General features: G+C 44.7%; 13 protein-coding genes. 1 reads left to right on the top strand and 12 read right to left on the bottom strand.

From position 1 onward, the window contains the following. Positions 1-336: 336 nt before the first annotated feature. Positions 337-1,377 carry a SepM family pheromone-processing serine protease gene (locus tag MHI52_RS11265; protein WP_405159039.1) on the bottom strand — a complete coding sequence of 347 codons (1,041 nt, stop codon included), beginning with the start codon at positions 1,375-1,377 and terminating at the stop codon, positions 337-339. Between the two features lie 251 nt (positions 1,378-1,628). Here MHI52_RS11265 and MHI52_RS11260 point away from each other — a divergent pair, with 251 nt between their 5' ends. Continuing rightward, entirely contained in the window at positions 1,629-2,966 is a 1,338-nt protein-coding gene (locus tag MHI52_RS11260; RefSeq protein ID WP_339286420.1) for a nucleoside recognition domain-containing protein, read from the top strand. Here MHI52_RS11260 and coaD read toward each other — a convergent pair. From coaD to MHI52_RS11205, 11 genes are all read right to left on the bottom strand, one after another. Then, positions 2,944-3,450: a pantetheine-phosphate adenylyltransferase gene (gene coaD, locus MHI52_RS11255; RefSeq protein WP_085981453.1), complete on the bottom strand. Its 507-nt coding sequence runs from the start codon at positions 3,448-3,450 to the stop codon at positions 2,944-2,946. The two genes, MHI52_RS11260 and coaD, sit on opposite strands and share 23 nt — an antisense overlap. Position 3,451: 1 nt before the next feature. Then, positions 3,452-4,060, bottom strand: coding sequence for a 16S rRNA (guanine(966)-N(2))-methyltransferase RsmD (gene rsmD / locus MHI52_RS11250; RefSeq protein WP_036609474.1), 609 nt, complete (start codon positions 4,058-4,060; stop codon positions 3,452-3,454). A gap of 302 nt (positions 4,061-4,362) precedes the next feature. Further along, on the bottom strand, positions 4,363-4,797 hold the full coding sequence (locus tag MHI52_RS11245) for a hypothetical protein (RefSeq protein ID WP_405159038.1): 435 nt from the start codon (positions 4,795-4,797) through the stop codon (positions 4,363-4,365). A gap of 129 nt (positions 4,798-4,926) precedes the next feature. Next, the gene (locus MHI52_RS11240) at positions 4,927-5,136 is read right to left on the bottom strand and encodes a hypothetical protein (RefSeq protein WP_405159037.1); all 210 of its coding nucleotides are present in this window, start codon (positions 5,134-5,136) and stop codon (positions 4,927-4,929) included. 182 nt (positions 5,137-5,318) lie between these two features. Further along, complete coding sequence (locus MHI52_RS11235) at positions 5,319-5,624, bottom strand: hypothetical protein (RefSeq protein ID WP_017689244.1); 306 nt, start codon at positions 5,622-5,624, stop codon at positions 5,319-5,321. A 170-nt stretch (positions 5,625-5,794) separates the two neighbouring features. Further along, a complete protein-coding gene (locus MHI52_RS11230; protein ID WP_405159036.1) occupies positions 5,795-8,842 on the bottom strand; it encodes a glycoside hydrolase family 2 TIM barrel-domain containing protein in 3,048 nt (1,015 codons plus the stop codon). 157 nt (positions 8,843-8,999) lie between these two features. Then, complete coding sequence (locus MHI52_RS11225; protein ID WP_036609483.1) at positions 9,000-9,830, bottom strand: carbohydrate ABC transporter permease; 831 nt, start codon at positions 9,828-9,830, stop codon at positions 9,000-9,002. Continuing rightward, the gene (locus MHI52_RS11220; RefSeq protein ID WP_036610887.1) at positions 9,823-10,713 is read right to left on the bottom strand and encodes a carbohydrate ABC transporter permease; all 891 of its coding nucleotides are present in this window, start codon (positions 10,711-10,713) and stop codon (positions 9,823-9,825) included. The genes MHI52_RS11225 and MHI52_RS11220 overlap by 8 nt, the downstream gene beginning before the upstream one ends. A 141-nt stretch (positions 10,714-10,854) precedes the next feature. Then, entirely contained in the window at positions 10,855-12,138 is a 1,284-nt protein-coding gene (locus tag MHI52_RS11215) for an extracellular solute-binding protein (protein WP_255319667.1), read from the bottom strand. A gap of 352 nt (positions 12,139-12,490) precedes the next feature. Beyond that, positions 12,491-14,260 (bottom strand): sensor histidine kinase, encoded by a 1,770-nt coding sequence (locus MHI52_RS11210; RefSeq protein WP_405159035.1) that lies wholly within the window; start codon positions 14,258-14,260, stop codon positions 12,491-12,493. A gap of 18 nt (positions 14,261-14,278) precedes the next feature. Continuing rightward, positions 14,279-15,826 (bottom strand): response regulator, encoded by a 1,548-nt coding sequence (locus MHI52_RS11205; protein ID WP_405159034.1) that lies wholly within the window; start codon positions 15,824-15,826, stop codon positions 14,279-14,281. Between the last annotated feature and the right edge of the window lie 197 nt (positions 15,827-16,023).

The following is a 16,023-nucleotide window of genomic DNA, read 5'->3' as shown; positions in this document are numbered from 1 at the left end:
ATAAGGCTTCATCTCTATGGAGCTTTTTATTCCATCATCAAACAGATCATTGACATCCACTGTTCCACACTCAACTATACAATTAAAAAATCCCCTTGTTGCGCGCCTCTCAGGCACCTCGCAACAAGGGGATTTTCTTATTCACTTCTCTTATTCTCTTAATTCTCGTTCTCTTAAATCTTTTGGGTATCTCTACCCCTTTGGGTCTAGTGAGTCTGTTGATCTTCTCAAATCTCTTGATCACATTTCATTCCACTGTAATCAATTATTCCGATTTCATCCGTTCTTTATCCATCCGGTTCAACTCAAATCGATCTCTTCCCGCCCGATTATAACCTATGATTTCACGGACAAGGTTTTCAAATAAGCCAGCGCATCATCCACCGTGCTCACAGGCACAAGTTTCATTTTGGTGCCGATCTGTTCAGCCTTGGCTGCTGCTTCCTTATAGTTATCCTTCGGTACAAAGAAGATCTCCGCTTCTTTTCGATCAGCGGCTACAATCTTGTGTACTACACCACCAATGGCACCCACCACACCCTCCTTGGTAATGGTACCTGTACCCGCAATTCGATGCCCCTTGGTCAGATCTCCAGGTGTTAACTGGTTATAGATCTCCAACGTAAACATCAAACCGGCAGACGGACCACCAACCTGAGTGTCGGTAAAGGAGATCTGTTTGTCCGGCTCTTCAGCTTTCACCTTCTGAACCGTACCAATCATTACTCCAAGTCCCGGGCGGTTTTCACCTGTTTTATTGTCTTTTACCTGAATCAGTTTCACGTCCCGGCTAATGGTCTCTCCTCCACGTTCCAGTTGCATTTCAACCGTATCTCCGACCTTTTTATCTTTTAACTGGGCAGAAAGCACCGTATTATCCGGCGTAGCTGTTCCGTTCACTCCCAGAATGATATCTCCCGGAGCAATGTCTCCTTCCGGTTTTGGATCTTCGGACAGTCCAAATACAAAGATATGTTCAGGTACAATAGAGTAAGTCACACCAGCCTGCTCATATGCAGCCTCCATTGCGGAGGATTGTGAGTCACTCATGAACCACACCTGTTCGGCAGAGTATTCCGCTTCGCTTTTGCCGCGCAGTCGGTCTTCCTTTTTATCCACTTGAGCATTTTTATTGAACAGAGAGGTTCCTAGCAAAAACACATTGGCATATGTTGCCGACACAGTTGTCATCATGAACACACCGCGTTCTTCCTGGTCTCCACCCTTAACGGTTACCATTGGTTTTACTTCATCTGCACTGCCAGGCATATATATGATATACGGCGTTGGCATGTACACGGCAACATAGACGACCAGAGCCACCACGATCACAAAGATCGAAGCTCTGAATCCGCCAGATTTCCGAATCCGATTCATCGCATGAGCCTCCGTTCTTTGTATCTCTATATAAGCTGAACTCTACACTAATCAGCAATCGTAATTCCATCTTGTTTAATCATTTTTTTCAAGTCTAACACTCTGGTCCTTGTGCATACAATGGTACAGGCCGGATAGGCCGCTGTATACAATAGCCTGTCCGGTCAAGGCCGAACCGCCCTTCGGGCGTCATTCGGCCGTCCATAACGATTCAGATGCCGAATCGGCGTTATCTGATATGAGGTGAAACGATGACATTACAGAGCGAGGTTAGAGATTCTGGCCCGTTACGAACGATAATTCTAAGTACCGGCGCTTTAATGTTGGTCATTGCAGTAGTTGCTTCCCCCAAAGAAGCGTTTGATGCCTCTATTCAAGGTCTGGATATATGGTGGAAAATCATCTTCCCTGCCATGCTCCCGTTCCTCATGTTATCCCAAATGCTCACTGCGTTTGGCTTCACCCACGCGATCGGCGCCTTGCTCGGACCGTTAATGCAACGCTGGTTTAGACTCCCAGGCAACGCAGGTCTGGCAATTGCCGTTGGCATGTGCGGCGGATTCCCCGCAGGAGCAGATGCGGTATCCCGTTTATTTCAGGATAGACAAATTACCGCCAAGCAGGCGGTTGTCCTTGCGGCGGCATCTCATTTTGCCAATCCAATGATGATCATACTGGTCGTTGGTGCTGCTTTTCTCCACCAGCCAGCGGCCGGATATTTTCTACTCGTGGTCCACTGGATCAGCGGCTGGATTGCTGCCATTCTTGCCACACGTCTCCTGCCAGCACCGGGTAAACAGAAAGACAGGGTTGGCTCGACAGCCTTACAAGCAGATAAGAACTCTCTTGATTCTCAGCCTGCAAGTCCTGCAAGTTCCACAAGTCGCTCATCTGCCCCCCACCATGCTACGAACAAACGACGCAGTATATGGTCTGATATGATGATTGCAGCCAGAGAAGCCCATAGTCGTGATGGAAGAGGATTTGGCAAACTGTTAGGTGACACTGTATCCCAAGCTGTGCAGACCTTAATGATGACTGGGGGATACATGATCGGTTTTGCCGTATTTATCCGGTTGGTCTCCCTTTATCTAACTCCTGGGTCCTCTGCTGCGCTGTGGCCAGCCTTCTTCGAGCTTCACCTCGGCACCTATCATTTGAGCCAGACTTCATTAACACCCATGCTGCTCATGTCTCTACTTGCAGCCGTTCTGGGATGGGGTGGTTTATGCTCCCATCTGCAAGTCTCTGCTGTCTTGAAAACAACTGGTCCGGGCAGCAAATCGATGTTGTACTTTGCCGGAGTTCGTCTGACTCATGGATTAATCGCCTTTTTCATCAGTCTGTTCCTATGGATGCCGTTCAGCCGTTATAGCACAGAAGTCTGGACCACATTACAGACGAATGCAGAGCAAGACCTCTCGACACCATTTGGTTGGCTACTCATACATAGTCCAGGTAACACATACACGATCAACACCATTTGGAGCATCTTCCCTGCTGCATGCATGGGACTTGCGTTACTTCTTGCAGTCATGATTAGTCTATCAGGTCTTACCTTCTGGTTTAACCGCCGGTTTTCTCGCTGATTTTCTGACGGAGCGCAGCTTCCACTTCAGGTGAGACAAGATCTGTAACATCTCCATGATAATGAGCGATTTCTTTGACGATGCTGGAACTTAAATAGGAATACTTCGGATTTGTCATCATAAATATGGTTTCCGCATCCGGGTTCAACTTGCTATTGGTCGACGCCAATTGCAACTCGTATTCAAAATCAGTTACCGAGCGTATACCACGAACGATGACCTGAGCTTCCTTTTGCCGGACGTAATTGGCTGTCAGATCGCGGAAACTGTCCACTTCGACATTCGGTAGATGGCGGGTTACTTCCGTAATCAGTTCCTTGCGTTCCTCCACCGTAAACAGCGGATTTTTGCTCATATTGTTCAACACAGCCACAATGACGCGATCAAATTGCTTCGACGCTCTGGCGATAATATCCAGATGCCCCATCGTTACGGGATCAAAACTTCCAGGATATACGGCGATCCGTTCCTGTCGATGTATCATTTCAGTCATGAGGAGCCTCCTCTTCCGGTGTAATGGATTCTCCATCTTCAACTGCTTCTGGCGCATAATAATAGATGGATACTGCCGTCTCCCCATACAAAGCCTTGCGCGTTTGTTCAAACGGGCCGAATTGCTCAGGGTAATCATGTTTGGATTCATATTCAAGCACGATGGTTGCTTCGGGTTCCAGAAGTTCCAGTTCGTGCATGGTTAACATCAACTCGTGCCCGTTCTTCATGCGATATGGCGGGTCGAGAAACACCAGATCAAATGTTGTGCCTCGTTTGGCGAGTGCCTTCAATGCCCGACCTGCATCATTACGATATACGGCCGCCTGGTCTTCCAGCTTGGTCGCCTTCAGATTCATGCGGATAACTTCAATACTTTTCGATTCCAAATCAACAAAAACAGCCTTGTCCATGCCGCGGCTCAGCGCCTCAATACCGAGACCTCCACTGCCTGCAAACAGATCCAATGCTGTGCCGCCCTCAAAATAAGGACCAACCATGCTAAATAACGCTTCCTTCACCTTGTCGGTGGTCGGCCGCGTACCCGTGCCAGGAACAGCCTTCAGCGGCCTGCCTTTTGCACTCCCAGATACCACTCTCACTTGACGAGTCACCTTTTCTCTATGTAAGTTTATTGATACGACTATCGTACCACACTCGGGTTCAGTTTGAAAAATGTGCGGTCTTCATTTCCCTTGGAAAATTGTTGACGAATTGTTGACGCATATGTATAAAAAGGAAACAATCGGGCGATTCTATAATTATCGACATCACAAGTGTCGTAGACAACCGCGGAGAAGACTTACGTTTCCCCATAAGCTCTTCGTCCGGTTTCTCCTCTCCCATGAAAAAGAAGCTCTCGAAAGAGGGCTTCTTTTTGTTGTTTATGTTTTAATTTATTTTGCTAGTTATATTTTTCTTCAAATTCACTTATTTCTGCTTCTTCTTCAGTCTGCAACCATCCGATCTCCCTCAGCCACATGCCCATATCTGCAATAAACTCATTCACTTTTAAATGTTCAATCTTGTATTTCTGGATCTTTTCACTTAAAAAAGCATAAAACTCATGGCTTAAGACATACCGTTGTTTGCTTTTGCTTAGTGTCTTATAACGATCCTCGCTGACCACCAGATCAAAATAGATGACATTCTCCTTCTTCACATGCCTGACCGTGGACCTTCTCTCGTATTCCTCAGGAAGGCACCTGAAGACAAAGAATAGTTCAATATCAACTACTTGATATTTGCTTTCTGCTTGATCAAAAACAGACTGCAACTCATCCGAAAGATTGGCAACCTGCGTTACACCTGAAGTATCCGTTGATTTTCCGAAGATCATTATTGAAATCCTCCCGTTCATTTTCACCATTCATAATCATACAACTAGAAAAGGTTGATTAGTGATGTAACCTCCGTCAACCTTTCCTATGTTCATCCTTCTTGTGCCTTACCCCAACGTAGCAAGAGCTTACGAGTTCAGCTCTCTATGTTTCCGATTGGAAAGTCGCAAATTGATCAATGGAATGATAAGTAAAACAACCGGCAAAAGAAGATTCATCGAACCATTCTTAATCATCATGAAGGTAATAAACAACACGGCGAGCCAAGTCATAATCTCCATCATTTCATATTTGGTTAACGTCAGCTTGAATGCTTTTCTCGAAATGAAACGAATCAAGAAATATGCGATCAAGCTATAGAACAGGATCATTCCCAAGATAGCAACTAAGATTATGAGGTACATATCCACCATAAAAATCTCACCCGACCCTTATATCATTTCCTTTATTTTACCATATAAGAGATAAGGTGTCATTCCAAATTCCAAACCAGCGCTTCGTCAAGACTGGCAAATTACGCTTACTTCTCTTCAACAACAATCGTTGCATTATAGATCACAACACGTTTCCCATTGAGATCAAATAATACTTTATTCCCGTATTCCGTATCTTCCACGTCAATTTTGCCATCATAGGTCTGAATCAATTCACCATTATTGCTGTACACTTTAACAACCCTCTCCAGGCCACCCGAGTTATTGGACCTCATTGTTTTGAGTGCACGTTCACCTGAAGCGGTATTGAAATACCATATGAAACATCCAACTATGATGCCCAAGAAGACCAACACCGTCACCCATATACCTGTCTTTGCTTTTTTACTCATCTTGAACCCCCCTCTTATGTTTCCTGTCTCGTACATTACGAGGTTGGAGAGAGAACGGTTTCATACCAAGCCTCCCAAGCTGTTCGTTGACATAACAAAACAGAGGCCTCCGATAGCGAAGACCTCTGTTCTTTATAGAATACATTCTTTATTCTGTATGATCCTTTTACTTACAGTGCTCGAATGACAAATTCAAATGTCAGTTCGCCGTCTGAAGGGATCAGGTATTCCGGATGAACCGGAGCACCCCAGCTGTCATCACCGCCAACACCCATTTGTTTACCTGCTACAGTCACGACCGTATAGTGTACAGGAGGCAATTCGTACGCATGTTGTGCGTTCTCCAGCTCAAATGCCGTATATGGTGAAACATTCAGCTCAACCGGGGTTCCGGATGCTTCAATTTTGAAGCCACGTCCCGCGTTGTCTGTCAATTTGGCCCAACGTACGCCCGTACGGTTGCCTGATTCCTGTGGTACCAGATATGGAGCCATGGTATCAGCTACCTTGCTGCCGTGGATACCGAGACGTGCGCCAAATGCGCGGTCTGCATAGTTTTCTTCGGGTCCCATCGCCAGCCATTCCACGTTTTCGAAGTCAGGTGATGTTCTGAAGGACAATGCATGAATTGGCAAGTTTGGCAATCCAGCTGTACCTTTGTACGCATTATGCACACGCACGCTTCCATCTGCATGAACGGTATATACCACTTTCACTTGTACATCCTCCGAAATGTTGAGCTTGTACGTGAACTCGATCCGGTATTGATCCGGTTTCTGTTCCGCTTTCCACTCTACAGAACGTGGCATCAGACTCGCTGCATACCAGGCGCCCAGTTCGAAGCCCATCGCCATACCTTTGTCATTATCCGTCATTGCACGCCAGAAGAGTGGTGCAGGTGGCACAGCAATCGTCTCACGACCGGACAATTTCAGGGAAACCAGTGTCCCAAACTGTTTGGAGAACAGCGCATGTGTCTTGCCGGCACGAACACCAATGTTAACGTCACCTTCGATAACGTGTACATCACTTACAAGGTTCAAGTCGACTTCAACTGCATCATTGACCTGATCCTGGGTGAAAATAAACTGTCCAAATGCCACTTCTTCGCCTTTGTCAGCCCACAGTGTAGCTTCTTTTAACACAAATGCAGTGTTCACAGCATACTCGCCGCCCGCCAGAGCTTCTGCACCCAGCGGAAGTTTCACTACCGTCTCGCTTTGGGCATCCACGTTCACTTCCAATGTTCCACGCAGCACTTCATGTCCCTCGCGCTCCAGGCTGTATACCAGTTCCAGCGCAGATGTATCTGCGAACAGATTATCGTTCACAATTTTAACACCTTCACGATCCGGGAACAGCTTGATGTTCTGGTAAAGGAATTTAACCTCCTGCATTTTCGCAGTTACTGTACGGTCAGCATGGACGATCCCGTTACCACAGAACGAATAGTCTGATGGACGATCACCAAAATCTCCGCCATAAGCGAGGAATTCTTTGCCGTAACGATCTTTTTTATAAATGGATTGGTCGATGTAATCCCAGATGAATCCACCTTGATACATCGGATATTTGTCTTCCAACTCTGTATATTTGTGCATACCGCCAATAGAGTTACCCATGGCATGCATGTACTCACAGCTAATATAAGGTTTCGTCGGGTTTGCATTCAGGAATTCCTCGATGTCCGCCGGTTTGGCATACATGCGAGTCTCCATATCACTTGTTTCATCGAAACGGCGATCATGGAATACACCTTCGTAATGTACCAGACGTGTTGGATCAGCTGATTTGAAGTATTGGGATACTTTGTAGATGACTTCACCACCGTGTGATTCATTACCACAAGACCAGATCAGAATGGACGGATGGTTTTTGTCACGCTCCACCATGGATACAGCGCGGTCCATAACGATATCATGCCATTCCGGTTTGTCACCTGGAATAACCCATGAAGGCTCAACAGCACCAAGTTTCTGCCAAGATCCGTGTGTCTCCAGGTTCATCTCGTCAATAACATACAATCCATATTCATCACACAGCTCATACCACAGACTTTGGTTTGGATAGTGTGACGTACGTACAGCATTCATATTATTCTGTTTGATCGTACGAACATCCCACAGCATATCTTCCTTCGTAACTGCACGTCCACGACGCGGGTTGAACTCATGACGATTCACACCTTTGAATACGATACGTTTACCGTTGATGTGCATCACTTTATCGATCATTTCAAATGTACGGAAACCAACGGCTTGAGGAACAACCTCAACCAGTGTACCCGCAGCATCATATACACGAATATAGAGACGGTACAAGTATGGAATCTCTGCGCTCCACAGATTCACTGTACCAATATCTTCCCGAAGACTTACTTGTCCATCGTTAACTTTGGATTCAAACGTTTTAACGGTATTACCTTCACGATCACGAAGTTCAGCCTCTACACGTGCTCCAGCAACCGCTTTTCCTTCCAGTTTCAAATCTAGTTGCAGTGTACCGTTCGTATAGGACTTGTCCAGATCAGTGCGCACATGAACATCACGTACGTGTGCAGTAGGGACCGTATACAGATACACGTCTCTGAAAATGCCGGAGAAACGCCAGAAATCCTGATCTTCCAGCCAGCTGCCTGTGCTGCGTTGATACACCTCAACTGCGAGTTTGTTCTCTCCATCCTGAAGGAATGGCGTCAGGTCAAAATCAGATGGCGTGAAGCTGTCTTCCCCGTATCCTACAAATTGTCCATTAAGCCATACATAGAATGCAGACTCTACACCTTGGAAAGAAATATATACCGGATTCGACTCCCAACCTGTCGGCAGGTGGAATGTGCGAATGTAACTTCCAACCGGATTTTTATCCTGCGGCAATGCCGGCGGACGAATTTCGTTCAGTCCATCCCAAGGATATTGTGTATTTACATATTGAATCTGTCCGTATCCTTGTAGTTGGATATGCCCCGGAACTTCAATATCATCCCAGCCTTCACTGGAAAAATCGGATGTATAGAAAAACTCAGAACGGCTGTCTGGACGAATTGCATAGTTGAATTTCCACGTACCATTCAGATCATAACGCATGGACATCGCGCCTGAACCTACAGCCTCGTCCATTGTTTGGTAGTAACGGTGATCGGAATAGGCATGAAGACGGTTCACCTCAAATACACTTACGTCCCCCAACCAGTTGATATCTGCCTTTGTTGCTTTCATCGGCTCTCTCTCCCTTTAAAACGTTATAGTTTGACTTATTCAAGGTTTACGCTGGATTTCCTTTTGCTTTACATAAACAAAAAAGACAGAGGTACGCCATAACAGCGCCCTCTCTTCTTTCTTGCATCCGTCATTTGCACGGATTATGCTGTTTTCATTACTTCACGGAACCTACCATACCTGCAACAAAATGTTTCTGCATGATGAAGAAAACGATTGCTGTAGGCAGTGTTGCAATCACGATTGCTGTCATGATTACTCCGTAATCCGGAGAATAACCAGCACCCAGATTTGAGATCAACAGTGGAATCGTTTGTTGGTCAGGTGTTTGCAATACAATGAGTGGCCACAGATAGTTGTTCCAGCTACTCATGAATGTAATGATTGCTGCCGCTGCATATGTTGTTTTCATGGTTGGCATATAGATCTTCAAGAAGATGCCGAGTTCACTCAAACCATCAATACGTCCAGCTTCTAGCAAGTCTTTCGGGAACATTTTGGTGTTCTGACGGAAGAAAAAGATCAGGAACGCTGTTGCGATGGTTGGCAGGATCACTGCTGCCATCGTGTTGATTCCGATAACCGGTGCAACTCCCGAGATTGTTGCGAACATACGATACAGTGGTACCATAATCGCTGCAAACGGGATCATCATCGATAACAACAGGATATTAAACACAATGTCACGAGACTTCGTCCGATATACCTCGAAACCATAACCTGCCATGGAACCAATAAACAGTGCCAAGAGAGTGGAGACTACAGAGATAATCGCCGAGTTTCCGAGAGCCTGTACCAGATTTGTCGAATCAATCAGTTTGTTGAAGTTATCAATGAAAGCTGAACCCGGTAACAATCTGCCTTTCGTTACATCGACAGATGCATTCGTTGAACTGACCAGCATCCAGAAGAAAGGGAAAATGGATACAAAGGCGACGATGGATAGGAACACATACGTGAAAATCCGTTTTGCTTTAGCTTTAGCCATTTTTATTATCACCTGCCACTTTAAACTGGATGATGGACAATACAATAATCAAGATTACGATGGAATACGACACTGTTGCTGCATAACCGAAGTCCGGTGAATATTTGAACGAAAGGTTGTAGATGTATTGTGAAATCGACATGGTCGCATTACCTGGACCACCTTTGGTAATATTCATGATCTCATCGAAGATTTGCAATGTACCAATCGTTGATGTGATGGACGTGAAAAGGATAATCGGTTTAAGCAAAGGTACAGTGATTTTGAAGAATTGTGTAAAAGCATTCGCTCCGTCAATTCTTGCAGCTTCATAGATCGATTGATCGATGTTTTGCAGGGATGACAGATAGAAAATCATGTTATATCCGGTCCAACGCCAAGTAACGGCGATTATGATCGTAATTTTAGCCCAGAACGGGTCTGTGATCCATTGAATTGGATCGCCAATAATGTGCAAGCCCATCAGGAATTGATTCACCATTCCATCTGGTGCGAACAAATATTTGAATACAACAGAGTACGCTACCAATGAAGTTACACAAGGCAAGAAAATCGCTGTACGGAAGAAGCTCCGGAAACGTAGTGTGCTGTCATTCAGCAATACGGAAATAAACAAACCAAGAATAATCATTACAGGCACTTGAATAATCAAGTAGATAAAAGTATTCGATAATGCTGTACGGAACGTTGTATCAACTAACAATCTTTTGTAGTTAGAAAGGCCCGAAAATTCAAGATTGGCTCCTACACCAGACTTGAACGATAAGAGCAGCGCTTGAATCATCGGGTAGAAGTAAAATGCAACAATCCCGACAACAGCCAGCAAAACAAAAGCCCATCCAGTCAAATTATTTTTCTTTTGGAGACTGTCTCCTGTATTCATGGCTTTCACAGTATGGCTCCTCTCTCTCCATGGAACATGGGTAGAACCCACGGAGCCTCTCGCCATATCCGGTTCGACTTGCGCCGGACGTGGGAGACGGCTCCGATGTTTCCTAGGGTTCTATAAGTTACCTTGGGTATCTTAGTTTAATTGTGCTTCAGCTTGTTTTTGTGCATCAGCCAGAACGTCATCGATTGATTTACCGTTCAGGAATGCTTGCATTTCTACAACGAGAATATCTTCAATGGCATATGTGTTGATACCATAGTTTACGCTTGGAATTTCTTTCGTCCAATTTGCAAAGTCTGTGAAGATTTTTTGTCCGCCGAAGTACTCGTCTGCTTTGGCATACGCGTCACCATCAACTGCTGGTTTGTACGTACCAATTGCGCCGATGTTGTTCAACAGATCTTGATACAATTGTTTGTCAGAACCAAATGTTTTTGCTACAAAATCAGCTGCTTGATCTGCACCAGGAACGTTGTTCATAACATACCAAGAGCTACCACCCAAGTTGGATGCGTGAACAGAGTTTGATTGACCAGCCATTTTCGGTATTGGAGCTACAGCCCATTTACCGGATTGGGAAGCTTCTTGACGTACAGATGGTGAGAACCAGTTACCTGTAGGAATTGTTGCTACGCTACCGTTATTGGCGTTGGCAACGAATTGACTCCAGTCAGAGTGCAATTTAACAATGTTCGCATCCATCATTGCTTTGTAAGTAATAAACGCTTCTTTCAGAGCAGCATTATTAGCAATGTCAGGTGTTTTACCATCTTCTGCGGAATACCATTTACCTGCAGTTTGGATCATCATACGAATCAAACCAAGGTCATTCGGGTCAAGAGAAAGAAGCTCTTTACCTGTTTTAGCTTTTACGTCTTTACCAATTTGGATGTAGTCATCCCAAGTGATGTCTTGCAGGTCAGCTGCTTTGTAGCCAGCTTGCTCCAGCAGATCTGTTCTGTAGTACAAACCAGCAACGCCGGAGTCAAATGGTACTCCGTATTGTTTGCCATCAAACGCTGTTGGTCCGAGTTTGTAATCTGCAAAATCGGAAGCCGTGATACTGGAAGACAGATCTTTGAACGCATCAGGATATGCATTCAGGAAGCTTTGTGAACGATAGTCTTCAATCAGAACTACGTTTGGAAGACCACTGGCAGTTCCGGAGTTAAGACCTGTGTTCAGTTTCTGAATGATATCAGCTTGAGCGTATTCAATGATGTTAATTTTCACATCAGGATTTGCTTTTTGATATGCTTCTTTTGCTGTTTCCATTGCAGCTACGTTAAAAGCTTTGTCCCAAGCCCAGACCGTGATTTCGTTTGTTTTTTCGTCACCACCACTAGCGGATTTACCTCCGCCACCGGACGAACATGCGGACAACAGCAGTACTGTAACGAGCATCAATACCCACATTTTTTTCAAAACATTCAACTCCCCTTCGACCTCTTTGTGTGTAATTTGTTTGCGTTTTCTGAAAGCGGTTGCTTTCGATGTATTCATCTTATCATTCCCATATCTCCATTCGTTAGTAATAATTTTGTACGGATTTGTCATCTTATTGCCACAATGAAAACCTTTACAGAAACCGTTTGCATTAAATTTGGTTTTTTGTAATTTCTTTTGATTTTGTAATTTCTTGATCTTGAAATAGTACAAAAATGATTTCACCCGCTTTACCTCTGGCACGTAAAAATCCCCCGACTCTGTAGAAAACAGAAGCGAGGGATCTCGATTTTAAGTGTATTTAATCGAATCGGGGTTCGATTCAACTCGTGATTAAAGGCAGTGTAACAGTGACTCTCGTTCCTTCCCCAACCGTACTCATAATGGTGACCCCATAAGGTGAACCATATAATAACTCAATACGGTCATGGACATTGCGAATACCGATCCCACTGAATAGTTGACGATTGTTCTTTGGATTGGGCAACGTTTCTCCCATGACAAGTCCTTCAATTCCATCCCCGTTGTCCATAATCTCACAGATGAGTGATTCTCCCGCTCTGGAAACCATGACATGAATCGTACCCGTTTCTTTCTTGATGAATCCATGGAAAAATGCATTCTCGATAAACGGCTGGATCACCAGTTTGGGTACATGATAGTGTGTACAATCCGGAGCCACGTAGAAAGCTGCTTTAATCCGGCCACCATATCTGACGTGATTAATGAAGACATAATTTTTCAAATTCTCGATTTCTTGTTCCACTGTAACAGTCTGACTCACATCACTGATCGTATTTTGCAGCAATCCAATTAATGCATTAATCGTCTCCGCAGCCCTGTCTTTGTTGCCTTGTTGCACCAGAACTTTGACAGATGCAAGTGTATTGTACAAGAAGTGAGGATTAATCTGACTCTGTAATGCCGCAAGCTCTGCATTCCGTTGTTCATGCTGTGTCTGTACTAACTGATCCACATAATCATGCAGTTCATCAAGCATGTAATTGTAAGCATGACCAAGCTGCCTGCTCTCGTAGCTTCCGCTCACCGGAATATAGTTGTCCAGATCACTTTTTGTAATGTTGGACATCTGCTTCACAAGTCTGCGCAGTGACTTGGTAATCTGGCTGGTGATGAGAAACACGAGGATGAGTGCCCCCACAACGATAGCAGCACAGATCAGGGCAACCGTCTTCATGTCGATAAGTTGACCCATCGCCAGATCCTTATCCACTACATTGACAATATAAAACCGATAGAACGGTAAATACTCGGATAACACAACGCTATCCTGATCCATCACACGAGCATTAATACTTCTCGGAGAGTTGTTGTTCATATCCCGGGCATACGATAGCAAATCCAGCTGAGTTGTTCCGATCCAGTCTTCACGATTCGATGATACAATCTCACCTTTTTCATTCATAATGACCACATCATTGCCACGACTTGTAAAACTGCTGTAAAATTGCCGGAATATGTCTTCTCTCATCGTGACATAAAGCGTACCGTATATCCGGCTGCGTGTTCGGTCCGTCAACGCTTTCGTCGCAGAGATCATCTGCTGACTCCCAAGCGTTGCCTCGTTTTGGTAAACATCAAAGATAAGACGACTCGGCGTCTCAGCGGCTTCCATCGTAATTGGCTCCTGCTTCAATTCATCCACGGACAACTGAAGGTGAGCACGATTCGTGGAATAGCTCCGTCCATTAATCCCGATAATTGTTATCCCGACTTCGTAGGATTCTGTGATGGATTGAATTCGATCCATCGTTTCCCTCATATTATAGAAGGATTTGGCCATCGTGAGGGAATCGGCATCTCCTTCGGACAGGAATCCTCGGATCGATCCACTCTGCGTCACATTATTCGATACGGCAGCAATGGCCTCATTAAAGGATTCAAAATTTGTTTTGATCTGATTAAGCACCTTGGAGTTGGTGATACTGAACGTCTCAGTAAACAGATTGGTTGACATGTGAATGGTCGTCCATAAGATGAGTACAGAAACGAGGACAATACTGACCACCATAACCAGAAACAACTTGGGAAACAATCCGAGACGAGATAATTGGTTCATCCATTTCTTCATGATCTTATCCTTCTGACTTTATGCCCAGAATTTGCGCCGGTATCGGCTTGGTGATAATCCGGTGAATTTTTTGAATACTTTGCAAAAGTAACTATGATCGGAATAGCCTACCATACTGCTAATCTCAGAGATCGTTACATCATCGGATCGGAGCAATTCCTCGGCTTTTTCAATCCGAATTTTATTTAAGTATTCATTAAATCCTTCTTTTTTGTGAGATGAGAAATAACTGGATAAATACGATGGATTAAAATGAAAATGCTTGGCTACTTCAGCAAGCCCGAGCGGCTGATCAAAGTGCTCATGCATGTAATCCAGCAGCATCTTCATGTTGGGATCACTTCGTTTTCCACCCGCACCAACGGTACACTCCTGAACTTCCGTCATGAATTGGTCAAGCACAGTCATGACTTCGTCCAGACTCGAAGCGCCGTCCACATTTTTAAAATACGTATATTTGCTCTCTTCCAGCCCGGCAGACTGAACATCCATATCCGCGAGGGTAATAGTCACGTTGAAGATCAAGTTACCGAGAAATGATTTGATCTCAAACACGTCGGCAATATAATCCCGTCCAAGTGTTTTTGCATGATCCTGTAAATACTCCCTTGCCGCTTCGACCCGGTTACGCTTCACATGCTGCAAAAACATATTCACATTAAACTGGTAACCTGCGGGATGCATTGGAGGCAGTTCACCATACACCAGGATTGGTCGATTCTTATAATAGAAGCGATATTCAATCAGCTTAATCAGGCGTTCCCGGTAAACAACACCCATCTGTTCAAATGAAGTAAAGCTTTCACTAAGCACCCAACCAGGACTGTCTTCTCCTGTTGCATTTTCACTGGCCAACTGTCTGATCCGTTCAAGCATCCATTCATCTCTCGCAGGATCGACATTAAGAAGCATCACAGGTAATGTACCCTCTGCGGGAACCATTGCACATTCTACTTCAGGCAGATCACAGCGGAGCTTGGACTCAATCTGCTCCTGATCCATCTTCAGTGGATTCCCTCCAGCACCCACGGGTTTATACACAAGCAAGCGAAAGGATTCATACGGAAAGGTATCTCGAATGATCGGCATTTCGCTATCTTCATCCAGTGTAAATCCGGACAGCATCTTCTCCATCAGTTGCCCAAGTCTCCAGCCATCGTGCGACGGCTCGAACTGTAGCTCCGGAATTTTACCCGCTGTTCGTTGAAGGACCTGCAATAATTCATTTGTATCCAGCTTGGGTTTCAGTATATAATCGGCTGCCCCGTGCTGAAGCGTTGAACGTACATACTCGAATTCACTGAAGCTGCTAAGTACAATAACTTCAATCTGCGGATTACTGGCTTTTAGTGTACGGACAAACGTTTCCCCATCCATGACAGGCATGACAATGTCGGTGATCACAATATCCGGTTTTAACAGGTTCACCTGCTGTAATCCTTCTTCACCGTTGGAAGCTTCACCCACAATGATAAATCCTTCCGCTTCCCAGTTCATATGGTGCTTTATGCCCTGTCTTACCAGAAACTCATCGTCAACAATCAGCACCTTGCACAACCGGTTCATGATCGCGACCCCCTTGTCTAATCTTTCCTCTATATCTGTACAGGCTATACCAACTATTATATATCGGTTATAAACACTTTCCAGTGTTAGCGGTTACATTAATTCTAAATTAATTGTACATCTTTTTATATCCTAAAACGATCCTTTAAGCAATGGTAACTATCTATAGTTTACACTATATTTCGACAAAATAAGAA

It is taken from the genome of Paenibacillus sp. FSL H8-0283, assembly GCF_045040675.1.
In the GTDB taxonomy this organism is placed as follows: domain Bacteria; phylum Bacillota; class Bacilli; order Paenibacillales; family Paenibacillaceae; genus Paenibacillus; species Paenibacillus amylolyticus.
Note: the sequence above shows the minus strand (reverse complement) of the source record. Positions and strands in the feature narration are given on the sequence as shown.